Annotated in this window: 23 protein-coding genes; 10 read left to right on the plus strand and 13 right to left on the minus strand. The window is 71.0% G+C overall.

The window, feature by feature from the left end; all coding sequences use genetic code 11:
* Entirely contained in the window at positions 1-807 is an 807-nt protein-coding gene (locus tag HNR15_RS03960; RefSeq protein ID WP_179479299.1) for an enoyl-CoA hydratase/isomerase family protein, read from the minus strand.
* Between the two features lie 167 nt (positions 808-974).
* On the opposite strand from HNR15_RS03960, the gene HNR15_RS03965 reads away from it, so the two are divergent.
* Entirely contained in the window at positions 975-1,142 is a 168-nt protein-coding gene (locus tag HNR15_RS03965) for a DUF3117 domain-containing protein (protein ID WP_083450321.1), read from the plus strand.
* Between the two features lie 67 nt (positions 1,143-1,209).
* Here the strand turns inward: HNR15_RS03965 and HNR15_RS03970 are convergent, their stop codons facing one another.
* A complete protein-coding gene (locus HNR15_RS03970) occupies positions 1,210-1,836 on the minus strand; it encodes an O-methyltransferase (protein WP_179483577.1) in 627 nt (208 codons plus the stop codon).
* 172 nt (positions 1,837-2,008) lie between these two features.
* On the opposite strand from HNR15_RS03970, the gene sigE reads away from it, so the two are divergent.
* Genes sigE through HNR15_RS03990 form a run of 4 tightly spaced genes read left to right on the plus strand, consistent with a single transcriptional unit; the run spans position 2,009 to position 4,756 of the window.
* The gene (gene sigE / locus HNR15_RS03975) at positions 2,009-2,653 is read left to right on the plus strand and encodes an RNA polymerase sigma factor SigE (RefSeq protein ID WP_179479301.1); all 645 of its coding nucleotides are present in this window, start codon (positions 2,009-2,011) and stop codon (positions 2,651-2,653) included.
* A gap of 23 nt (positions 2,654-2,676) precedes the next feature.
* Positions 2,677-3,192 (plus strand): anti-sigma factor family protein, encoded by a 516-nt coding sequence (locus HNR15_RS03980; protein WP_179479303.1) that lies wholly within the window; start codon positions 2,677-2,679, stop codon positions 3,190-3,192.
* Between the two features lie 27 nt (positions 3,193-3,219).
* Positions 3,220-4,359, plus strand: coding sequence for a S1C family serine protease (locus tag HNR15_RS03985; protein WP_179479305.1), 1,140 nt, complete (start codon positions 3,220-3,222; stop codon positions 4,357-4,359).
* A 22-nt stretch (positions 4,360-4,381) separates the two neighbouring features.
* Positions 4,382-4,756: a twin-arginine translocase TatA/TatE family subunit gene (locus tag HNR15_RS03990; RefSeq protein WP_179479307.1), complete on the plus strand. Its 375-nt coding sequence runs from the start codon at positions 4,382-4,384 to the stop codon at positions 4,754-4,756.
* Between the two features lie 4 nt (positions 4,757-4,760).
* On the opposite strand, the gene gndA is transcribed toward HNR15_RS03990, so the two are convergent.
* Positions 4,761-6,218, minus strand: a complete 1,458-nt coding sequence (gndA, locus tag HNR15_RS03995) for an NADP-dependent phosphogluconate dehydrogenase (protein ID WP_179479308.1) — start codon at positions 6,216-6,218, stop codon at positions 4,761-4,763.
* Between the two features lie 61 nt (positions 6,219-6,279).
* Positions 6,280-7,833, minus strand: a complete 1,554-nt coding sequence (locus HNR15_RS04000) for an MFS transporter (RefSeq protein ID WP_179479309.1) — start codon at positions 7,831-7,833, stop codon at positions 6,280-6,282.
* Between the two features lie 86 nt (positions 7,834-7,919).
* Here HNR15_RS04000 and HNR15_RS04005 point away from each other — a divergent pair, with 86 nt between their 5' ends.
* Complete coding sequence (locus tag HNR15_RS04005) at positions 7,920-8,492, plus strand: TetR family transcriptional regulator (RefSeq protein ID WP_218883540.1); 573 nt, start codon at positions 7,920-7,922, stop codon at positions 8,490-8,492.
* Here the strand turns inward: HNR15_RS04005 and HNR15_RS04010 are convergent, their stop codons facing one another.
* Genes HNR15_RS04010 through HNR15_RS04025 form a run of 4 tightly spaced genes read right to left on the minus strand, consistent with a single transcriptional unit; the run spans position 8,493 to position 12,096 of the window.
* Positions 8,493-9,626, minus strand: a complete 1,134-nt coding sequence (locus HNR15_RS04010; RefSeq protein ID WP_179479311.1) for an Mrp/NBP35 family ATP-binding protein — start codon at positions 9,624-9,626, stop codon at positions 8,493-8,495. It lies immediately after the preceding gene.
* A gap of 28 nt (positions 9,627-9,654) precedes the next feature.
* A complete protein-coding gene (locus HNR15_RS04015; protein WP_179479312.1) occupies positions 9,655-10,257 on the minus strand; it encodes a DUF1003 domain-containing protein in 603 nt (200 codons plus the stop codon).
* On the minus strand, positions 10,254-11,576 hold the full coding sequence (locus tag HNR15_RS04020) for a magnesium transporter MgtE N-terminal domain-containing protein (protein ID WP_179479313.1): 1,323 nt from the start codon (positions 11,574-11,576) through the stop codon (positions 10,254-10,256). The genes HNR15_RS04015 and HNR15_RS04020 overlap by 4 nt, the downstream gene beginning before the upstream one ends.
* Before the next feature lie 10 nt (positions 11,577-11,586).
* Positions 11,587-12,096 carry a hypothetical protein gene (locus HNR15_RS04025; RefSeq protein ID WP_179479315.1) on the minus strand — a complete coding sequence of 170 codons (510 nt, stop codon included), beginning with the start codon at positions 12,094-12,096 and terminating at the stop codon, positions 11,587-11,589.
* A gap of 50 nt (positions 12,097-12,146) precedes the next feature.
* On the opposite strand from HNR15_RS04025, the gene HNR15_RS04030 reads away from it, so the two are divergent.
* A complete protein-coding gene (locus HNR15_RS04030) occupies positions 12,147-12,344 on the plus strand; it encodes a hypothetical protein (RefSeq protein ID WP_179479317.1) in 198 nt (65 codons plus the stop codon).
* 4 nt (positions 12,345-12,348) lie between these two features.
* On the opposite strand, the gene HNR15_RS04035 is transcribed toward HNR15_RS04030, so the two are convergent.
* From HNR15_RS04035 to HNR15_RS04045, 3 genes are read right to left on the minus strand one after another with little or no spacing between them, the layout of a single operon-like run.
* Positions 12,349-13,869 carry an aminopeptidase P family protein gene (locus HNR15_RS04035; RefSeq protein WP_179479319.1) on the minus strand — a complete coding sequence of 507 codons (1,521 nt, stop codon included), beginning with the start codon at positions 13,867-13,869 and terminating at the stop codon, positions 12,349-12,351.
* A gap of 19 nt (positions 13,870-13,888) precedes the next feature.
* On the minus strand, positions 13,889-14,500 hold the full coding sequence (locus HNR15_RS04040) for a DcrB-related protein (RefSeq protein ID WP_179479321.1): 612 nt from the start codon (positions 14,498-14,500) through the stop codon (positions 13,889-13,891).
* A 5-nt stretch (positions 14,501-14,505) separates the two neighbouring features.
* Positions 14,506-15,042 carry a hypothetical protein gene (locus HNR15_RS04045; protein ID WP_179479324.1) on the minus strand — a complete coding sequence of 179 codons (537 nt, stop codon included), beginning with the start codon at positions 15,040-15,042 and terminating at the stop codon, positions 14,506-14,508.
* Positions 15,043-15,121: 79 nt separating this feature from the next.
* Here HNR15_RS04045 and HNR15_RS04050 point away from each other — a divergent pair, with 79 nt between their 5' ends.
* Genes HNR15_RS04050 through HNR15_RS04060 form a run of 3 tightly spaced genes read left to right on the plus strand, consistent with a single transcriptional unit; the run spans position 15,122 to position 17,920 of the window.
* Positions 15,122-15,970 (plus strand): PHP domain-containing protein, encoded by an 849-nt coding sequence (locus tag HNR15_RS04050; RefSeq protein ID WP_179479326.1) that lies wholly within the window; start codon positions 15,122-15,124, stop codon positions 15,968-15,970.
* Complete coding sequence (locus HNR15_RS04055; protein ID WP_179479328.1) at positions 15,967-16,821, plus strand: RecB family exonuclease; 855 nt, start codon at positions 15,967-15,969, stop codon at positions 16,819-16,821. The genes HNR15_RS04050 and HNR15_RS04055 overlap by 4 nt, the downstream gene beginning before the upstream one ends.
* A 52-nt stretch (positions 16,822-16,873) precedes the next feature.
* The gene (locus HNR15_RS04060) at positions 16,874-17,920 is read left to right on the plus strand and encodes an NAD(P)-dependent alcohol dehydrogenase (RefSeq protein ID WP_179479330.1); all 1,047 of its coding nucleotides are present in this window, start codon (positions 16,874-16,876) and stop codon (positions 17,918-17,920) included.
* Positions 17,921-18,000: 80 nt separating this feature from the next.
* Here HNR15_RS04060 and HNR15_RS04065 read toward each other — a convergent pair whose 3' ends face one another.
* A complete protein-coding gene (locus HNR15_RS04065) occupies positions 18,001-18,948 on the minus strand; it encodes an SDR family NAD(P)-dependent oxidoreductase (protein WP_179479332.1) in 948 nt (315 codons plus the stop codon).
* Between the two features lie 34 nt (positions 18,949-18,982).
* Positions 18,983-20,539, minus strand: coding sequence for a DEAD/DEAH box helicase (locus tag HNR15_RS04070; RefSeq protein ID WP_179479334.1), 1,557 nt, complete (start codon positions 20,537-20,539; stop codon positions 18,983-18,985).
* Positions 20,540-20,650: the final 111 nt, after the last annotated feature.

A 20,650-nucleotide genomic window follows, 5' to 3' on the forward strand; every position in this document is an offset into this window, starting at 1 on the left:
TCAGCGTCCCTCGAAGCGAGCCGGGGTCTTGGACAGGAACGCCTCGACGGCGGCCGCGTGGTCCTGCGAGGACCCCGTCCGCGCCATGAGTTCCGCCTCGTGCGCCAGGGATGCCTCCAGGTCGTGACCGGCCGAGTAGGCCAGGGCCTGCCGGATCGAGGCGTACGCCAGCGTCGGCCCGGCCGCCAGCTGCGCCGCGAACTGGGCGACGGTCTGCTCCAGCTCGACCGCCGGTACGAGGCGGGTCACCAACCCCAGCTGCTGCGCCTCCTGCGCCGGGACGGTCCGGGGGAACATCAGCAGCTCGCGCGCCGCCGGGTAGCCGATCAACCGCGGCAACGTCCAGGACGACCCGGTGTCACTGGAGAGCCCGATGGCCGCGAACGAGGTGTTGAAGCCGGCGGTGTCCGCGACGATCCGCGCGTCGGCCGCGAACGCCATCGACGCACCCGCACCGGCGGCGATGCCGTTGACGGCGGCGATCACCGGCTTGTCCATGGTGAGCAGCAGGGTGGCGATCGGGTTGTAGTGCGACTCCACCGTCGAGGACAGCGGCTCGCCGCTGCGCAACTGCGTGACGTGCTCCTTGAGGTCCTGCCCGACGCAGAACGCCTTGCCGGTGCCGGTGAGCACGACCGCGCGCACCTGGGTGTCCGCCGCCAGCTCCTGCAGGTTGGACAGCAGCGACTCCTTGGTCGCGAGGTCCAGGGCGTTCATGGCCTCGGGCCGGTTCAGCCGGACGGTCGCGACGCCCTCGGTGTTCGTGACTACGACGGGGTGTTCGGCCTGCTCGGCGGCGGACGTCATCGGGGTCTCCTCGGGGAACGGGCGGGTGTGCGGGGCGCGGCGGATTTCCGCAACGCACCCGGTTCGGCGATAATAAGGCTCAATTGCGAGGCCGTTCCGGCCAGCAGATCGTTCGGAAAGCTGCGTGGCGGGTGGCGCGAAGGCGTCACGCCACCGAAGGGAGCACCATGGCGGCGATGAAGCCGCGGACCGGAGACGGCCCGCTCGAGGTCACCAAAGAGGGCCGCAGCATCCTGCTGCGCATGCCGCTCGAAGGCGGTGGCCGGCTGGTGGTGGAGATGAACGCCGAGGAGGCCGCCGCGCTCGGTGATGCGATCAAGGGCTGTATCGGCTGAGGCGACCCTCATCCGCGACGAAGACCTCACCCGTCCGGGTGGGGTCTTCGTTCTTGTGCGGGCCCGGTCAGTCGGGGGTGACGGCGGTCAGGAGGCCGTCGCCGACCGGCAGCAGCGCGACCCGCAACGTCGGGTCGTCGCGCAGCGACTTGCCGAGGTCGCGCACGATCGTGGTGGCCTCGTCGCGCGCCACCGGGTCGGCGACCTTGTCGTGCCACAGCATGTTGTCGATCGCCAGCACGCCGCCGGGGCGCAGCAGTCGCAGGGCCTGCTCGACGTACACGGGGTAGTCGGGCTTGTGACCGTCGACCAGCACCATGTCGTACGCCGAGTCGGTCAGCCGGGGGAGCACCGTGAGGGCGTTGCCGCAGATGATGCGCAGCCGGTGCGGCGCGATGCCCGCCTCGGCGTAGGCCTCGCGGGCCGCGCTCTGGTGTTCGGCGCTGACGTCGATGGTCGTGAGGACCCCCCGTGCCGGCATCCCGGAGAGCAGCCAGAGGCCGGAGACTCCCGCTCCCGTGCCCACCTCGACGACCGACGTGGCACGCGCCGCGGCGGCCAGGGTCTGCAACGCGGCTCCGGTGCCCGTGCCGATCGGGGTCGCGCCGAGCTTCTCTCCCCGCTCGCGGGCGCGCGCGACGGCCTCGGGCTCGGTGATGAAGTCCTCGGCGTAGCTCCAGCTCGACGCGCGCATCTGCATGGGTGCAGTCTGCCGGGCCGCGGCGGCACATACCAATACGGCACCGATCTGCTCGCCCGCCGGGAGAACATTCCGGACCCGTCGTACGTTGAAGCGATATGCACCGCATCGAGGATGCCAAGCAACCGCACAGCCCACGCACAGCGGACCTGGCGAGGCTGAGGTCATGACGACCCAGCATGCCCCGTCGACGACCCGCACGATCGTGCCCGACGAGGCGCCACCGGGCTGGGTGCCCCCCACGTGGGAGGAGATCGTCACCGAGCACTCCGCGCGCGTCTACCGGCTGTCCTACCGGCTGACCGGGAACGTGCACGATGCCGAGGACCTCACGCACGACGTGTTCCTGCGCGTGTTCCGCTCACTCGGCTCCTACCGTCCCGGCACGTTCGAGGGCTGGCTGCACCGCATCACCACCAACGTCTTCCTGGACAAGATGCGCCGCAAGCAGCGCATCCGCTTCGACGCCCTCTCCGACGAGTCCGCAGCAAGGCTCCCGAGCCGTGAGGGCAGTCCGGAGCAGACCTACGTCGACGCGCACTTCGACGACGACATCCAGCGGGCCCTGGACGCCCTCGCACCGGACTTCCGCGCGGCCGTGGTGCTGTGTGACATCGAGGGCCTGTCGTACGAGGAGATCGCCGCGACCCTGGACGTGAAGCTCGGCACGGTGCGATCGCGGATCCACCGCGGGCGTGCGCAGCTGCGCGAGGCGCTGGCCCACCGGGCGCCCCGTCCGCAGACCACGTCCACGGCGCCTGCCACCCGCCCGGGTCTGAGCATGCCGGTGATGCCGGCGGGTTCCCTATGATCCGCGTGCGCGACGGGCACGACATGCACGATCAGGACGTCCTGTCCGACTACGTCGACGGGATGCTGGACCCTGAGCGGACCTGCGGCGTCGAGCGGCACCTGTCGGTCTGCCTGCACTGCCGCGCCTTCGTGCAGGAGCAGCGCGAGGTCATCGCGCGGATGCGCAGCTTCACCCTGGGTCATCAGGGCCAGCACGACCTCGCGGCCGGGCTGATGCACATGGCGCGGGAGGTGCACCGGGAGTGCGCACCCATCCGGCCGCAGGGGCCGGCCACCCTGGCGACCTCTGCGCCCGCGCAGTACGCGTCGGCACGGCGTTCCGTCGCGTGCGCCGTGTTCGCCGTGGCGGGATGCGTCGGCGCCGCGCTCGTCGCGGTCCAGGTGCCGGTGGGCACCACCGGCGGGACGCCGGGTCAGATGCAACGAGGAGGGTCCTCGGTCGTACGGCAGCTGCCCCGGGCGTCGAGCGGCTCCGGCACCGAGCCGGTGGCCGATCCTGTCGTGCGCGCGGCGATGGTGCGGTCCGGCGGCCACTGACCCGTGTCGTAGGCGACAATCGCCGGTATGACGCCGTCCGACCCGCCTGGGCCTCAGCCGCCGTTCCTTGTGCCCGGGCCGCCGCCTGTCCCGCAGCCGACGCCGCCCCGCAAGGGCCGCGCGGGACTGCTCGCCGGGGGCGCGCTGGTGCTCGCGCTGATCGCCGGTGCGGTCGGTGGCGTCGGCGGCTCGCTCATCACCCACCACTACGACCGCACGGACACCGCGGACGTGGCGGGCGGTGACCAGGTCAGCGCCATCGCCAAGCGGTCGCTGCCGAGCGTGGTCACCATCCAGATCGCCGACTCCACCGGCAAACCCGTCGGCACCGGGTCCGGTTTCGTGATCCGCTCCGACGGCTACATCGTCACCAACAACCACGTCGCGGAGGGCGCCGGCTCGACCGGCCGGCTGACGGTGCAGTTCTCCGACAACTCCACGGCGAGCGCCCGCATCATCGGTGCCGACGCGTCGTACGACCTGGCGGTCATCAAGGTCTCCCACGGCACCCTGCCCACCCTGCGGTACGGCGACTCCGACGCGCTCATCGTGGGGCAGTCGGTCATCGCGGTGGGCGCGCCCCTCGGGCTGACCGGCTCGGTCACCACCGGCATCGTGAGCGCGCTGAACAGGCCGGTCACCACCGGACAGTCGATGTCGGACGTGTCCTACCTCAACGCGGTGCAGACCGATGCCGCGATCAACCCCGGCAACTCCGGCGGCCCGCTGCTGGACATGCACGGGCGGGTCGTGGGCGTGAACTCGGCGATCGCCAGCACGGGGGGCAGCAGCGCGTCGGACGGCCAGCAGAGCGGCAACATCGGGGTGGGGTTCGCGATCCCGTCGGCACAGGTGCAGCGCACGGTGGACCAGCTGATCAGGACCGGCAAGGCGGAGCACCCCAGCATCGGGATCCAGGTCGACACGGACTACGACGGGACGGGCGTGCGCGTCGGTGGCGTGGATGCGGGCGGCCCGGCGCAGCGTGCCGGGGTGGCCACCGGCGACGTCATCACCGCGGTCGACGGGGTCAAGGTGGCCGGTCCGACCGCGTTCATCGTGGCTCTGCGTTCCAAGCCGATCGGCGCCACGGTGACCTTGACGATCGCGAGCAACGGCGGCAGCCGTAGTGTCGCGGTGCAGACCAGCGCATCGACGAACAACTGAGGCTCGCAGGGAGGATGGTGACATGTTCGGGATCACGTCGTGGAAACTGCTGATCCTGCTCGTCGCCGCCATGGTCCTGATCGGGCCTGAGCGGATGCCGGAGTACCTGGAGAAGCTGCGCACGTTCATCCGGCAGGCCCGTGACATGGCGAACGGCGCCAAGGGCAACCTGAAGGACCAGCTCGGGCCGGACTTCGAGGACATCGACTGGCGCCAGTACGACCCTCGCCAGTACGACCCGCGCAAGATCATCCGCCAGGCGCTCTACGACGACGAGGACTCCGGCGAGCCGACCGAGGAGGCGCCCTACCTCGGCCACGACGGGATCGCCGCGCACGAGGACCACCGCCGGTGGGATCCGGACCGCGCCACGCCGTACGACGTCGACGCCACCTGAGGGGTCAGTGCGTCGAGGGCTCCGTCTCGATCTCGGTGCGGTCACCGGACCACAACGTGTGGAACGTGCCCTTCTTGTCCACCCGCTGGTAGGTGTGCGCGCCGAAGAAGTCGCGCAGCCCCTGCACGAGTGCGGCCGGCAGCCGGTCGGAGGACAGCGCGTCGTAGTAGGCGAGCGCCGAGGAGAAGCCCGGCGCCGGGATGCCCGAGGCGGCAGCGATGCCGACGATGCGCCGCCACGCCGCGTCACCCTCGGCGACCGCGTTCGCGAAGTAGGGGTCCTCGAGCAGAGTCTCCAGATCGGGGTTCTTCTCGTACGCCTCGACGATCCGGTTGAGGAACTGCGCGCGGATGATGCAGCCGCCGCGCCAGATCCTCGCCATGTCGCCGAGGTCGATGTCCCAGTCGTACTCGCTGGCCCCGGCGATGATCAGGTCGAAACCCTGCGCGTAGGCGACCACCTTCGAGGCGTAGAGCGCGGCGCGCACGTCGTCCTCGAAGCCCTCGCCGACCTCCTGAACCTGCGGGCGTGATGCCGCGGTCTTACGCACGGCCGCCCGCTGGGTGGGCTTGGAGGAGACCGCGCGGGCGAAGACCGCCTCGCCGATACCGGACACCGGGATGCCGAGGCCGACGGCGTTCTGCACGGTCCACACGCCGGTGCCCTTGGAGCCGGCCTGGTCCTCGATGACGTCGACCAGTGGCTTGCCGGTGTCGGCGTCGGTCTGCTTCAGGACCTCCGCGGTGATCTCGATCAGGTAGGACTCCAGATCGCCGTCGTTCCACTCGGTGAAGATCTGCGCGACCTCGCTCGTGGAGTGCCTGCCGACGCGCCGGAGCAGGTCGTACGCCTCGGCGATGAGCTGCATATCGGCGTACTCGATGCCGTTGTGCACCATCTTCACGAAGTGCCCGGCGCCGTCGGTGCCGACGTGGGTCACGCACGGCTCGCCCTCGGCGACGGCGGCGATGGAGCGCAGGATCGGCCCGAGGGTCTCCCACGCCTCGGCGGAGCCGCCCGGCATGATCGACGGGCCGTGCAAGGCGCCCTCCTCGCCGCCGGAGATGCCGGTGCCGACGAAGTTCAGGCCGCGTTCGCGCAGCTGCTTCTCGCGCCGGATGGTGTCGTGGAAGTTGGCGTTGCCGCCGTCCACGATGATGTCGCCCTCCTCGAAGAGGTCGGCGAGCTGGTCGATCACGGCGTCCGTGCCCGCGCCGGCCTGCACCATGATGATCGCCGTACGCGGCTTGGCCAGGGAGGCCGCGAAGTCCTCGATGGTCTCCGACGCCACGAAACCGGCGTCGGCGTGCTCGCGCACGAGATCGTCGGTGCGTGCCTGGGTGCGGTTGAAGACCGCGACGGTGTTGCCCTCCCGGGACGCGAGGTTGCGCGCCAGGTTCGATCCCATCACCGCGAGGCCGACGACCCCGATGTTGGCCTGCTGCTGGTGGTCGTCGCTCATGGCCGTTCCTCTCGAGTGCTGCGCTGCGTCCTCTGCGCCCCGGTCGGGGTAGGAATCACTATCAGTGCGAACCCGGCCGGGAGGTCAAGCATTCCGGGGGATGGGCGGGTGCCTCGCCGGGGGTGACCGTGGGGCGGCGATGTCCGGACCGCAAGGTTCGACGCCTGGCCCAGGACATCTCGACGACCACGAGCGCCCCCGTGAAGAGGGCGACGACGGCCACGGTGCGCAGGGCAGTCCCTGCGGCCGCGGTGTACGCCGCTACGACCGGACCGTGCGGTTGTGGTCGGCTCGCCAGCGCCGCGGCGAGGGAGTGCCCCGACGTACCCGCGGTGGCTGACGCACGGTGCGCAAAGCCTGTATCGAGGAGGGTCCCGATGACCGCGACCCCCAGCGCGCTTCCGAACTCGCGGGTCGTGGACTGCAGGCCGCCCGCGACACCCGCCTGCTCTCGTGGCAACGCTGCCGAGATGGCGATCGTCAGGGTCGGGAGGGCCAGAGTGAGACCGACGCCCATGACGACGAGCCAGCCGGCATAGACCGCATAACTGCGGTGAAGCGCGCTCGACGCGCCCAGCAGCCCCGTGGCGACGATGAGGAAGGCCGCAGCCATCACGGTGCGGGCGCTCACCCCGTCCAGGAGCCGTGGCACGAAGCGCGCGGCCACGAGGAGCGGGATGGTCATGGGAACGATCCCTACCCCGGCCTGCAGCACCGTCCACCCTCGGCTGTACTGCAGCAGGGATGCGTTGAGGAAGAAGAAGCCGAACATCGCGAAGAACACCACGAGCATGCCCAGGCACGCTGCCCGCAGTGCCGGGATGCGGAACAGCCGCGGGTCGATGAGCGGCTGGGGTGCCCGCAGCTCCGTCACCGTCCAGCCCGTGAAGAGCACGACGCTTCCGAGGAACGACGCGATGACGAGAGGGCTGCTCCATCCCTGGTCCGGGCCCTGGACGATGCCCACCAGAAGGGTCAGCGTAGCCAAGGTCAACAGACCGGCCGACCGGACGTCGACCGGTCGGTTGTGATGCCCGCTGCGCGGCGCGATGTGCGCGACCCATGCCGCGCACAGCAGAGCCAGCGGCACCACGGCCCCGAACAGCCACCGCCACGTCGCGATCTGGAGCAGGGCCCCGCCGCCGACGTTGCCGACCACACCTCCGGCCCCGGACATCGCTGCCCACACGGCGACGGCGCGCGGCCGATCCTCGGGCTCGGTCGCATGCACGAGCACGGCGAGTCCGTTCGGAAGCACCGCTGCGGCACCGATGCCGCAGATCACGCGACCGACCAGCATGGTCGCCACGTCCGGTGCGACGACGGAGACGGCGGCGCCTGCCCCGAAGGTCACCAGGCCTGCGATGAGCACACCTTTGCGTCCGAGACGATCTCCGAGCGCGCCGGCGGGGATCACCAGGCACGCGAACAGGACGACGTAGGCGTCGACGATCCACACCAGCTGCGAGGAGGACGGGTGCAGGCTGCTCGCAGCCAGGTCGGGGACGGCCAGGTTGATCGAGGCGACGAAACCGACCACCAGGACGGTGCAGGCGCTCACGGCGGCCAGCACGGGCCCGCCTCCGGTCGCGGCCGATCCACTCGTGCGGCGCATGCTGGTCTCCCTCTTCGTAACGAGACACCGTGCCTCGTTACGAACCACCCTAATACAAGACACGCTGTATCGCTATAATGGGATGCGTGACCACACAAGCCGCGCGAGTGGGCCGTCCTCGCAGCGAGGAGGCGCGGACCGCGGTGCTGCACGCCGTGGACGACCTGCTCGTGGAGGTCGGTTATGCGGCGATGACGATGAAGGGCATCGCCGAACGCGCCGGCGTGGGTCGCCAGACCGTCTACCGGTGGTGGTCGACCAAGGCCGAGATCCTTCTCGAGGCGGCCGCGGCCGACGCGCGAGAGGAACTGGCGGTCACGATCAGCGGCGACCTCCGGACCGACCTGCGCCGATACCTCGACCAGCTGATGCGGTTCCTGACCACCTCTGTGGCGGGGGCCGCGTATCGCGCCCTGCTGGGCGAGGCGCAGCACGATCGTGCGGTGGCCGAGCTGGTCGCCGCCGATGACGTCCTGTTCGAGACTGCGTGCACCGTGTTGCGCTCGGCACCGTCGAGCCGCGCGAGCAGGTCTGAGGAGCGCGCCGCCGCGGCCATCCTGACGGGGCCGGTGGTGCTGTGGGTGCTCACCGGCCAGGACCCCGATGAATTGACGCTGCTCGACGTCGTCGATGCCCTGACCTCACTCACAGGTGCGTGACTACCGCCCGGCGGGAGTGAGACCGAGGGAGCGTCCGGCGAGACCGCGCGAGCGACTGCCGAGTCCCGCCGCGATGCCGCGCAGAGCGACGGCCGCCGCGCTGTCGGGGTTGCGCAGCACGACCGGCAGACCCTCGTCGGCGCCCTCGCGCAGGTTGGTGTCCAGGGGCACCTGGCCGAGCAGCTCGACCGGCGCACCGATCGCGCGGCTGAGCGAGGCGGCGACCGCGGCGCCGCCACCGCTGCCGAAGATCTCCTGACGGCTGCCGTCGGGCAGTTCCAGCCAGGACATGTTCTCGATGACGCCGGCGACGCGCTGGTGGGTCTGCAGCGCGATCGCCCCGGCCCGCTCGGCCACCTCGGCAGCCGCCTGCTGGGGGGTGGTGACCACGAGGATCTCGGAGTTGGGGATGAGCTGGGCGACCGAGATGGCGATGTCGCCGGTGCCCGGCGGAAGGTCGAGCAGCAGGATGTCCAGGTCGCCCCAGAAGACGTCGGCCAGGAACTGCTGCAGCGCCCGGTGCAGCATCGGGCCGCGCCACACCACGGGCTGGTTGCCCGGCACGAACATCCCGATCGAGATGACCTTCACGTCGTGGCTGTCCGGGGGCAGGATCATGTCGTCGACCTGGGTGGGCTTGCGCTCCACGCCCATCATCCGCGGCACCGAGAAGCCGTAGATGTCGGCGTCGACCACGGCCACCCGCAGGCCCTGCTTCGCGAGCGAGGCCGCCAAGTTGGTGGTGACGGAGGACTTGCCGACGCCGCCCTTACCGGATGCCACGGCGTACACGCGGGTCAGGGATCCGGGCTTGGCGAACGGGATCTCCCGCTCCTGGGCGCCCCCGCGCAGGTGGTCCTTGAGCGCGCCTCGCTGCTCGTCGTTCATCACGCCGAGGCGTACGTCGACGCCGGTCACACCCTCGACCGTCTGCACCGCCTGTGTGGTGTCGGTGGTGAGCTTGGCCTTCAGCGGGCAGCCGGAGATCGTGAGCAGGATGGTGACGGTGACGTGGCCGCTGTCGCTGACGTCGACGCTCTCGACCATGCCGAGCTCGGTGATGGGTCGGTGAATCTCCGGGTCCTGGACACGGGAGAGGGCATCACGAACGGCGTCGACCGTGGGGGTGGGCATGCCACAAGTGTAGAACCGCCCGATCGGGTCAGCCCTTGCCGGTCGGGGAGGCGGACGTCGACGGCCCTGCCTCGTCGGCGGAGCGCAGATGGCCGCGCTCCTCCATCTCCTCCAGCAGCGAGCGCAGCTCGGACCGCACGAAGTCGCGGGTGGCCGTCTCGCGCATCGCGACCCGCAACGAGGCCACCTCACGGGTGAGGAACTCGGTGTCGGCGAGGCTGCGCGCGTTCTGGTTGCGGTCCTGCTCCAGCGCGACCCGGTCACGGTCGTCCTGGCGGTTCTGCGCCAGCAGGATCAGCGGTGCGGCGTACGACGCCTGCAGGCTGAGGATCAGCGTGAGCAGGGTGTAGTTGAGCTTGCGCGGGTCGAACTGGAGCGAGTGGGGCAGGAAGGTGTTCCAGGCCAGCCAGATGATGACGAACAGGCTCATCCAGATCAGGAACGTCGCGGTGCCCATGAACCGCGCGAACTGCTCGCTCAGGACCCCGAACCGGTCACCGTCGGGCCGGAACCGCGGCAGGAACCCCCGGCGGATCTCCTGGGGCTGGTCGATGCGGTCGCGCTCGCGCCGATCGTGGGTCGCGCGGGAACGTCCGCCGCGACGTTTGCGGCCGGTGTCGACGTCGGTCATGAGGCGCTCGCCGCGTCGGAACCGGATGCCTGCGTGTAGCGGCGGCCCTCGTGCCGGGCCTCCCGCCAGTCCTCGGGGAGGATGTGGTCGAGCACGTCGTCGACGGTGACGGCGCCGAGCAGCCGGCCCGCGTCGTCGACCACCGGCAGGCTCACCAGGTTGTACGTCGCGAGCGTGCGGGTCACGTGACCGAGAGGCGCGTCGTCGGCGACCGGCTCGACGGTCTTGTCGATGATCATCCCGACCGCGGACGCCGGCGGCTCGCGCAGCAGCCGCTGGGTGTGCACGACGCCGATGAACCGTCCGGTGGGGGTCTCCAGCGGCGGGCGGCACACGAAGATCGAGGACGCCAGCGCGGGCGCGACCTCCTCGCGGCGCACGAGTGCCAGGGCCTCGGCGATGGTGGCCTCCGGGCCGAGGACCACCGGGTCGGTGGTCATCAGACCGCCGGCGGTGTTCTCGTCGTACTCCATCAGGCGGCGCAGCGGCTCGGCCTCGTCGGGCGCCATCCGCTGCAGCAACTGCTCGGCCTGCGCGGGCGGCAGGTCGGCGAGCAGGTCGGCGGCGTCGTCGGGCTCCATCGCCTCCAGCACGTCGGCGGCCCGCTCGACGTCCAGGCCGGTCATGATCTCGACCTGGTCGTCCTCGGGCAGCTCCTGCATGATGTCGGCGAGCTTGTCGTCGTCCAGCGCGGCGGCGACCTCGCCGCGGCGCTTGGGGGTGAGGTCGTGGATGACCTCGGCCAGGTCGGCGACGCGCAGGTCCTCGTAGGTCTCCAGCAACCGCTCGGCGCTCTGCGCCTCGGGCTGACGGCGCAGGCCGGTGACGTCGCTGACGGGCACCAGCACCGTGGTGCCGCTGCGTCGCCGGGTGAGCCGGCACATCGCCTTCGAGGCTGCCGAGACGGGGATGGAGCGGCGCACGAAGACCTTGGTGGCCATCCAGTCGCGGCGGGCGTTCTGCTCGATCTCCAGGTCCTCCACCAGACCGGTGAAGACCTCGTCCTCGTCGCGCACGTTGACCTCGCGGTCGAGCAGCTCCGCGAGTACGAGGGTCTCGTTCGTGCGCTGCTCGAAGCGGCGCATGTTGACCAGGCCCGTGGTGATGACGGCGCCCGCGTCGATGCTCGTGACCCGGGTCATGGGCACGAAGACCCGCCGCTTGCCGGGCACCTCGATGACCATGCCGATGGCGCGCAGGGCGCCCGTCGAGGCGAAGACGACGACCACGTCGCGCACGCGGCCGACCTGATCCCCGAGGGGATCGAGGACCGTCAGGCCGGAGATGCGCGCGATGAACACGCGAGTCAGTGAACTCACGGTGGACAGGTTAGCCCTCGCGTCGCCGACGCTTTCCGAGGTGACCGGGCATCCGTCCGCGGGTGGTCGCAGTGGTCGGTGCGGGTTCGCGGGCGCCACTCGGTGCGTCGCGCGCGACCGGCGCGGGCGCGTCGAAATCCGGTCGCAGCGCCCAGACCGCGCCGTCCCGCGACCAGCGTGCGGCCGGATCGGTGTCGGGAGAGTTCAGCCGGGCCGGCCGCAGCGCCCCGACGGCCTCGTCCCACTCCTCGTCGCCGGGGTGGAGCCGGGTCGCTGACGCGGTGAATCTGCCGGCGTACTCACGGGTGTCCTTGGCACGCACCGTGATCGACACGCTCGCCGGAAGGTCGGGCAGATCCTGCTCACCCGGACCCGACACGACGTACGCGACGTCGCCCACCGGCGCGTACCAGACCGGCCAGTCCCGGCCGTCGACCTGCACCCAGCAGATGGCGGACTTGCCGAAGGCGGCGGGCGCGGCGGCCGCGGCGGGCGCGGCGGGCGTGACGGGCACGGTCATGCCGGGAGCGTAACGGTGCGACGTCGGCGGCTGCTGTTAGCGTCGAACGCATGAGCGACACCGACGAGCCGACCACCGAAGACCCGACCACCGACACCCAGCAGCCCGTCACCGAGGAGCCTGGCACCGCCGGCGGCGACCCGCTCGCCGGCGTGCGCATCAGTGAGGAAGACGCGAAGGACGCCGTGCCCGGCGACACCGGGCCGGAGCTGCCCGGTGAGCCGGGCAACAACGCCGGTCACGCCTGAGCGACTAGGAGCGCTCGGCCCAGACGCGCGCGATCCAGTCCTCCACCTCGGCGCTCGTGCGGGGCATGGCCGCCGACAGGTTCTCGTGGCCGGTGGCGGTGACGAGCACGTCGTCCTCGATGCGCACGCCGATGCCGCGCAGCTCCGGCGGGATGAGCTCGTCGTCGGCCTTGAAGTACAGGCCCGGCTCGACCGTCACGATCATGCCGGGGGTCAGCGTGCCCTGCATGTAGTCCTCGTCGCGGGCCCGCGCGCAGTCGTGCACGTCCAGACCGAGGTGATGACTGGTGCCGTGCACCATCCAGCGGCGGTGGTACTGGCCGTGCTCCTTGTCCAGGGTCGCCTCCACGTCGACGCCGTCCGGCAGCAGACCCCAGTCGAAGAGCGTCTGGGCGATGACCCGGATCGCCGCCGCGTGGATGTCGGCGAACGTGGCTCCGGGGCGTACGGCGGCCAGCCCCGCCTCCTGCGCGGCGTAGACCGCGTCGTAGACCTTGCGCTGGGCATCGGAGAAGTGGCCGGTCACAGGGAAGGTGCGGGTGATGTCGGCGGTGTAGAGCGCGTCGACCTCGACGCCGGCATCCAGCAGCAGCAGGTCGCCCTCCTTGATCTCACCGGTGTTGCGGATCCAGTGCAGGGTCGTCGCGTGGTCGCCGGCGGCGCAGATCGAGTCGTACCCCACGCCGTTGCCCTCGTGACGCGCGGTGAGCCCGAAGACACCCTCCACCCAGCGCTCGCCGCGCCCACGGCGTACGGCGTCCGGAAGGTCGGCGATCACGGACTCGAAACCGCGCGCGGTCGCGCTGACGGCGGCGCGCATCTGGTCGATCTCGAAGTCGTCCTTGACCAGCCGCTGGGTGGACAGCACCCGGGCCAGTTCGTCGTCCAGCTCGTGCCGGTCGCGGTCGTCGTCGTCGCCGGCCTGCTGCTGGGTCTGCGCGGTCTGCGCACGGATCTCGTCGATCAGCGCGGTGACCTCCGCGTCGGCGTCGCGCACCACCCGCACGGTCACCTCGCCGGCGTCCTTGGACACCGCGTCCTTGAGCTCGTCGATGTGCCGTGCGCCGATGCCGAGCTCGGACTCCACGTCCTCCAGTCGCGGGCGGGCACCCACCCAGAACTCGCCGTAGCGGGAGTCGCCGAAGAACTCCTCGGTGTCGCGGCCGGCGAGCGGGCGGAAGTAGATCGTCGCCTCGTGGCCGCCGTCCTCGGTCGGCTCCAGCACGAGCACCGCGTCGGGCTCGCGGTCGCCGCCGAGGCCGGTCTGGTGCGCGAACGCGGTGTGTGGCCGGAAGACGTAGTCGCAGTCGTTGCTGCGGACCTTCAGCCCTCCGGCGGGAATGACGAGTCGCTCGCCGGGGAACCGGGCTCCGAGTGCGTCGCGGCGCGCACCGGTGTGGTCGGCCACGGGCTCGCGCGGGGTGGGTTGATCCGGGCGCGGTGCCCACCCGGAGGCCACGAACGAACGGAACTGCGCGCTCGTGGGTTTGCTGCGATGTTCGGCCGCCGGCTGCTTCTCACTCATACCGGCATCGTCGCACCGGCTAGGAACGACTCCAAGCCCAGCTACCGAAGATGCCCGTCTGCGCGGCGGTCGCGGCGGCCGCATCGGGCGCCGAGGAGGTCATCGTGGTGATGTAGATCGCCGACCCGTGCTGGACGAAGTACTGCCGTTCGCTGACCTGCTTGTCCTGCACCGTCCGGGTGGCGGTCAGCCCCTGGCCCTTGATGCCGCCGACCGTCGTGGGGGAGGCGGCCGTCACGGCGTACCCGCCCTGCTGCAGGCTCGCCTGGCTCTGTGCGACGACGTCGGCCAGAGCCACCCCGGGCGGCGCCTGCTGGCGCAGCACGCTGAAGTTGGTGTGCACCCCGTGCGTGGCGGTGGGCGCCTGCACGAAGATCACCACGCCGGACGCGGAGCTCTTGACCGGCTTCCACCCGATCGGGAGCACGACCGAGAAGGACTTGTCCGCGCTGACGGTGCTGCCGGCGTACGCGCTGGTGCTGGAGGAGGCGGTCGTGCCCCCGAGGGGGACCGAGGAGGTCGGGTAGGACGGGGTCTGCGGCGTCGTGCTTCCGCTGGAGCCGCAGGCCGCGACGGAGCAGGTGGCAAGAAGGATGAGGAGGGGCGCCAGGCGCGCACGAGCGGTCGGCATGGCGGTCACCCTAGATCTCGCGCCGGTGGCTCGAAGTGGGCGGCACTGCGCCTGCTCCACATGAGGACCGTCACCGCCACGGCCACCGCGAGCTGCGCCAGGTCCACCAGCACCCCGAGCACGGGGGTGCCGCCCTGGGTGAGCGTGCCGTAGACCTTGAGGACGCACAGCACCGCCAGCACCGTGCCGAAGAGGCGGGCCCTGCGTGAGCCGTGCCGGATGCCCCAGGCCAACGCCAGCCACAGGATCGCGCTGAGGATCGCGGCGCAGACCATGAACGAGACGGTGAAACCGGCGGCGTCGCTGATGTCGTGGGCGCCGAGTCGGCGGCCTCCGGTGTGCGCGTTGTGCCGCTCGAGGGAGGCGCGGATGTCGCCGCGCGCGTGCAGCTCCACCAACGCGGCGAGCACGCTGAGGACGGCTCCGGCGTACATCAGACGCACGGTCTGGTGCACGCTCGGCGGCGTGACCTGGCGGCGGATGGGGATCGTGACCTCGGACCCGGCGGGCGCGCCGGGGGTGGGTGCAGGCGGTGAGGTCATCGCTCCAGTCTGACAAAGACGGGCAACTGCTCTGTGCATGACCGAAGGCGTGTCGGCGGGTCTCGATAGGGTCGAGGGTGTGCGCATCGACCTCCACACCCACTCCACCGAGAGCGACGGCACGGAGGCGCCGCAGCAGGTGATGGCCGCGGCCGCGGTCGCCGGGTTGGACGTCGTCGCGCTCACCGACCACGACACCACCAGTGGCTGGCAGCAGGCGGCGTCAGCGGTGCATGAGCAGGGGGTGGCCCTGGTCCGCGGTATCGAGATCTCCTGCTCGGTCGGCGGCATCAGCGTGCATCTGCTGGGCTACCTGATCGATCCGAGCAGTGAGCCGCTCACGCGTGAGCTGGACCACGCCCGCGACTCCCGGGAGCACCGCGCCCGCCGGATGGTCGACCTGCTCACCCCGGACACCGGTCTCACCTGGGAGCAGGTGCGAGCCCAGGCCGCGCCCGGCGCGACGCTGGGGCGCCCGCACATCGCCGACGCCATGGTCGTCGCCGGTGTGGTCGCCGACCGCAACGAGGCCTTCGCGACCTACCTGGCGTCGAGTGGGAAGTATCACGTCTCGCACTACGCGCCGCACCCCGCCCGCGCGGTCGAGCTCGTGCGCGCAGCCGGTGGTGTGCCTGTGATGGCCCATCCGCTGGCACATCAGCGCGGCCGGGTGGTGGACGAGAGCGTCATCCGCGAGATGGCCGACGCCGGCCTGGGCGGCATCGAGGTCTTCCACCGCGATCATGACGACGCCTCGCGCCGTCGCGCGGGGGAGTTGGCGAGCGAGCTGGGGCTCTTCGTCACCGGCTCCAGCGACTACCACGGCACCGGCAAGGACAACCGGCTCGGCGAGAACACCACGACGCCGCGCGTGCTCGAGACGATCGCGGCACAGGCGACGTCCCCGACCGGGATCCTGTGGCCATGAGCGGATCCGAGACGGAGACGCAGACCGAGATCCCCGGCCTTCCCGCACGGCTCTACTCCGCGAGCCCGAGCAAGCTGTCGATGTGGCTGGACTGCCCGCGCGCCTACCGGATGCGCTATCTGGACCGGCCCTCCCCGCCCGGTCGCGCACAGCGTGCGCACACCTCGGTCGGCCTGGTCGTGCACAACGTGCTGCGGGACTTCTGGGACCTGCCCGAGCACGCCCGCACCCCGGACGCCGTGCGGGAACTGGTGCGCACCAGCTGGATCGACGTGGGGTTCCGCGACGCCGAGCAGTCGGCGCGCTGGCGTGCGCGGATCACGGACGAGGTGCTGGACTACCTGCGCGAGAGCGATCGCAGCACCCAGCCCGCGGGGATCGAGCGCACGGTGGGGCTGAAGACCGCCACCCTGGCGCTCACCGGTCGGATCGACCGGCTCGACGACCGTGACGGCGAGCTGGTGGTCGTCGACTACAAGACTTCCCGGCGGCCGCTCGGGCGCGACGACGCGCGGACGTCGTTGGCGCTGGCGTTCTACGCGCAGGCCGTCGCGCGGCTCTTCCGACGCGCGTGCACCCGCGTCGAACTGCACCATGTGCCGACTGGCGAGGTCGTGGCTCACGAGCACACGCCGGAGTCGCTGGAACGCAAGGCCGCCGAGGCGGAGTCCATCGGGCGCGACCTGCGCGCGGCCGACGCGTCGTACGCCGAGCTGGGCGTCGAATCGCCCGTGTTCGCGCCCCGCCCGTCAGCGCTGTGCCGGTGGTGCGACTACCGCCAGCACTGCCCGGAGGGGCAGCTGATGGGTCCGGAACAACAGTCGTGGGCCGCGCTCGAACCGCAGGAGTGACGAGGCTCACCGGATTGGCGTGAGACCCCCGCGCGGTCGTAACGTCGGTGATATGACAACAACTCCTGCCCTGTCCGTCGCGTCGCCCAGCGGCTCGTTCGAGGCCGGCCCCGTCGAGCTTCGCGCGCTGCGCGACGACGACGTCCGCATCGACGTGAAGTTCGCCGGCATCTGCCACAGCGACATCCACCAGGTCCGTGAGGAGTGGGGCACCGCCATCTTCCCGATGGTGCCCGGCCACGAGATCGCGGGCGTCGTCGCCGAGGTCGGTGACGCCGTGACCCGCGTCAAGGTCGGCGACCACGTCGGTGTCGGCTGCATGGTCGACTCCTGCGGCGAATGCGAGTTCTGCAAGGAGGGCTACGAGCAGCACTGCGTCAAGGGCGCCGTGATGACCTACAACGGCACCGGCTACGACGGTGAGAAGACCAAGGGCGGCTACGCCCAGGGTGTTGTCGTCTCCGAGCGCTTCGTCCTCACCATCCCCGAGGGCCTGGGACTGGACGTCGCCGCGCCGCTGCTGTGCGCCGGCATCACGACGTACTCCCCGCTGCGCCGCTGGGGCGCCGCCCCCGGCACCAAGGTCGCCGTCATCGGCATGGGCGGCCTCGGCCACATGGGCGTCAAGATCGCGGCCGCCATGGGCGCCGAGGTGACCGTGCTGTCGCGCACCACCGACAAGGCCGACGACTCGGTCAAGCTCGGTGCGACCAAGCACCTCGCCACCAAGGACGGGAAGGTCTTCGAGGACCTCAAGGGCTACTTCGACATCATCCTCAACACGGTGAGCGCCGATCTGCCCATGGAGGACTACGTCGGGCTGCTGAAGGCCCGTGGCGTGCTCGTCTCGGTGGGCCTGCCGCCCAAGAAGTACGAGATCGCACCGGGTCTGCTGATCGGCAGCAGCAAGGTGGTCGCCGGGTCCAACATCGGCGGCATCCCCGAGACCCAGGAGATGCTCGACTTCTGCGCCAAGCACGACTTCGGCGCGACGGTGGAGGTCATCGGTGCCGACGAGGTCGACGCGGCCTACGACAAGGTCGTGGACGGCAAGGTGCGCTACCGCTACGTGATCGACACCAGCACCATCTCCGCCTGATTCTGCTCAGGCTCTGACACGAACAGGGTCGCGGCGCGCTCCATCGAGCGCGCCGCGACCCTGTCCTCGTGGGTGCGGGCTCAGGCGAAGGCGTTGACCCCGGTCAGCTCTGCCGACAGCTGCCACAGGCGCTGCGCCTGCTCCGGGTCGTGCGCCCACGGCTTGACGCCCACGCGCTGGTCACCGTCGGCCATCGGCGCGATGTCGCAGTCCTCGCAGTAGACGCCGCCATGGTCGGCGAGCTTGGCTGACGTGGCGGCCCAGATCTGAGTGGCTGCGCCCTGCTCGGTCGTCTTGAAGACGTCGCTCGGCGTCCCGTACTCATCGATCCAGCCCATCGCGATCTGCTCCTGCTTCGGCAGGTGCCGCTGCAGCGGCGTGAGGATCCCGCCCGGGTGCAATGAGTACGCGTGGATCCCGCGGTCCGCGCCGAGACGGTCCAGCTCGAGGGCGAAGAGCGCGTTCGCGGTCTTGGACTGCCCGTAGGCGTCCCACTTGTCGTAACCGCCCGCGAACCACATGTCGTCCCAACGGATCCCGCTGCGGTGGTGGCCGACCGAGGACACGCTGACCACGCGGGCGCCATCGGCCAGGTGCGGCCACAGTCGGTTCACCAGGGCGAAGTGACCGAGGTGGTTGGTCGCGAACTGGCTCTCCCAGCCGTCACCGACCAGTTGGTAGGGCGATGCCATCACGCCCGCTCCGGCGATCACGATGTCGAACGGATCGCCTTGCGCAGCAAGACCTTCGGCCGCCGCGCGCACGCTCTGCAGATCACTGAGATCGAGCGGCACGACCTGTACGTCGGGGACGTCGGCCAGCGCTTCGCGCGCCTCGTCCACCCGTCGGGCGGGCACGACCACCTGTGCCCCGGCGGCGTCGAGCGCGCGGACGCCCTCGATGCCGATGCCGGAGTAACCGCCGGTCACGAGGGCGCGCCGACCGTGCAGGTCGACGCCCTCGAGGACCTGAGCCGCCGTCGAGTCTGCGCCGAATCCGCTGCCGAGTGGGGTCTGTGTCGAGGTCATGCCCCGACGCTACGCCGGTCCGGCGGCACCGGGCTCAGGAGCCTTGCGGCGACCCGCCACGGGTACGACGGCGGTTGCGCGAACGTGCCGGACGGTCACCCGAGGCGGCCGGTGCGCTGCCCTGACCTCCGCCGGTGCGGTCTCCACCGCGCTGGCCGTCGCGTCCGCCGCGGTCGCCGCGTGAGCGGTCGTTGCCGCCGCGGGACGGTGCCCGGTGCGCCTTGCCGGTCTCGCCGAGGTCCTCGAGGACCTCGGCGTCCAGCCCGGCGCGGGTGCGCTCGGAGCGGGGCAGCCTGCCGGTAGCCGTGGTGGGGATGTCGAGGTCGGAGAAGAGCTCCGGGGAGGAGGAGTAGGTCTCCGCGGGGTCGGGGATGCCCAGGTCGAGAGCCTTGTTGATCAGGCCCCAGCGCGGGAGGTCGTCCCAGTCCACGAAGGTGACCGCGACGCCGGTGTTGCCCGCACGACCGGTGCGGCCGGTGCGGTGCAGGTAGGTCTTCTCGTCCTCGGGGCACTGGTAGTTGACGACGTGGGTCACGTTCTCGACGTCGATGCCGCGGGCCGCGACGTCGGTCGCCACCAGGATGTCGATCTTGCCGGCGCGGAACGCGCGCAGCGCCTGCTCGCGGGCACCCTGTCCCAGGTCGCCGTGCAGCGACGCCGAGGCGAAACCGCGCTCGCGCAGGTCATCGGCCACCTTGGCGGCGGTGCGCTTGGTGCGGCTGAAGACGATGGTCAGGCCGCGCTCGCGGGCCTGCAGGATGCGCGCCAGCATCTCCACCTTGTCCATGGCGTGCGCGCGGTAGACGAACTGCTCGATCGCGGCGACGGTGTGCCCGGAGTCGCCCTCTTCGTTGATCGCGCGGATGTGGGTGGGCTGGGTCATGTAGCGACGCGCGAGGGCCACGACTGCTCCGGGCATGGTCGCGGAGAAGAGCATCGTCTGGCGCGACGCGGGGGTCATCGCCAGAAGCTTCTCCACGTCGGGCAGGAACCCCAGGTCGAGCATCTCGTCGGCCTCGTCGAGGACGACGGTCTGCACGTAGGACAGGTCGAGGTGGCCCTGGCCGGCCAGGTCGATGAGACGGCCGGGGGTGCCCACGACGACCTCGACACCGGCGCGCAACGCCTCGAGCTGCGGCTCGAACGCACGGCCACCGTAGATCGCGGTCACGCGGATGCCCCGCAGTGAGGCAGCGGTCTTGATGTCGCCCATCACCTGATTGGCGAGCTCACGTGTCGGCGCGACGACGAGGGCCTGGGGCTTGCCCGGCGCCGGGCGGTCGTCGTACCCGGGGTCGGTGGGGGAGACGATGCGGTGCAGCAGCGGCACCCCGAACCCGAGGGTCTTGCCGGTGCCGGTCTTGGCCTGGCCGATGATGTCGTGGCCGCCGAGAGCAACCGGCAGGGTCATGGCCTGGATCGGGAACGGTGCGTGGATCCCTGAGTCGGCTAGCGCCTGCACGATCAGCGGGTGCACCCCGAAGTCGGAGAAGCTGGGCGGGGTCACGGGACCGGCGGCCTCGGGCACGTAGGTGCCCACGTCGTCGCCGTCGTCGTCGGGCAGGGTGATGTGGTCGGGCTGGGTCGTCATGATGACGCGATTTCCTTATCGAACGGCCCCACGCGTGCGGACGCAGGGTCGCGCCACGGTGAGTGGTTGGGGGAGCCGATCGGGGGATGTCGCTGCCGGCGCGCGTGCGCT

Origin of the sequence: Allobranchiibius huperziae, assembly GCF_013410455.1 — a bacterium.
GTDB classification, from domain to species: Bacteria; Actinomycetota; Actinomycetes; order Actinomycetales; family Dermatophilaceae; genus Allobranchiibius; species Allobranchiibius huperziae.

Coding starts and splice junctions, on each gene's coding strand:
- HNR15_RS03960 (WP_179479299.1), bottom strand. CDS start 807: ATGACGTCCGCCGCCGAGCAGGCCGAACACCCCGTCGTAGTCACGAAC.
- HNR15_RS03965 (WP_083450321.1), top strand. CDS start 975: ATGGCGGCGATGAAGCCGCGGACCGGAGACGGCCCGCTCGAGGTCACC.
- HNR15_RS03970 (WP_179483577.1), bottom strand. CDS start 1,836: ATGCGCGCGTCGAGCTGGAGCTACGCCGAGGACTTCATCACCGAGCCC.
- sigE (WP_179479301.1), top strand. CDS start 2,009: ATGACGACCCAGCATGCCCCGTCGACGACCCGCACGATCGTGCCCGAC.
- HNR15_RS03980 (WP_179479303.1), top strand. CDS start 2,677: ATGCACGATCAGGACGTCCTGTCCGACTACGTCGACGGGATGCTGGAC.
- HNR15_RS03985 (WP_179479305.1), top strand. CDS start 3,220: ATGACGCCGTCCGACCCGCCTGGGCCTCAGCCGCCGTTCCTTGTGCCC.
- HNR15_RS03990 (WP_179479307.1), top strand. CDS start 4,382: ATGTTCGGGATCACGTCGTGGAAACTGCTGATCCTGCTCGTCGCCGCC.
- gndA (WP_179479308.1), bottom strand. CDS start 6,218: ATGAGCGACGACCACCAGCAGCAGGCCAACATCGGGGTCGTCGGCCTC.
- HNR15_RS04000 (WP_179479309.1), bottom strand. CDS start 7,833: ATGCGCCGCACGAGTGGATCGGCCGCGACCGGAGGCGGGCCCGTGCTG.
- HNR15_RS04010 (WP_179479311.1), bottom strand. CDS start 9,626: ATGCCCACCCCCACGGTCGACGCCGTTCGTGATGCCCTCTCCCGTGTC.
- HNR15_RS04015 (WP_179479312.1), bottom strand. CDS start 10,257: ATGACCGACGTCGACACCGGCCGCAAACGTCGCGGCGGACGTTCCCGC.
- HNR15_RS04025 (WP_179479315.1), bottom strand. CDS start 12,096: ATGACCGTGCCCGTCACGCCCGCCGCGCCCGCCGCGGCCGCCGCGCCC.
- HNR15_RS04030 (WP_179479317.1), top strand. CDS start 12,147: ATGAGCGACACCGACGAGCCGACCACCGAAGACCCGACCACCGACACC.
- HNR15_RS04035 (WP_179479319.1), bottom strand. CDS start 13,869: ATGAGTGAGAAGCAGCCGGCGGCCGAACATCGCAGCAAACCCACGAGC.
- HNR15_RS04040 (WP_179479321.1), bottom strand. CDS start 14,500: ATGCCGACCGCTCGTGCGCGCCTGGCGCCCCTCCTCATCCTTCTTGCC.
- HNR15_RS04045 (WP_179479324.1), bottom strand. CDS start 15,042: ATGACCTCACCGCCTGCACCCACCCCCGGCGCGCCCGCCGGGTCCGAG.
- HNR15_RS04055 (WP_179479328.1), top strand. CDS start 15,967: ATGAGCGGATCCGAGACGGAGACGCAGACCGAGATCCCCGGCCTTCCC.
- HNR15_RS04060 (WP_179479330.1), top strand. CDS start 16,874: ATGACAACAACTCCTGCCCTGTCCGTCGCGTCGCCCAGCGGCTCGTTC.
- HNR15_RS04065 (WP_179479332.1), bottom strand. CDS start 18,948: ATGACCTCGACACAGACCCCACTCGGCAGCGGATTCGGCGCAGACTCG.
- HNR15_RS04070 (WP_179479334.1), bottom strand. CDS start 20,539: ATGACGACCCAGCCCGACCACATCACCCTGCCCGACGACGACGGCGAC.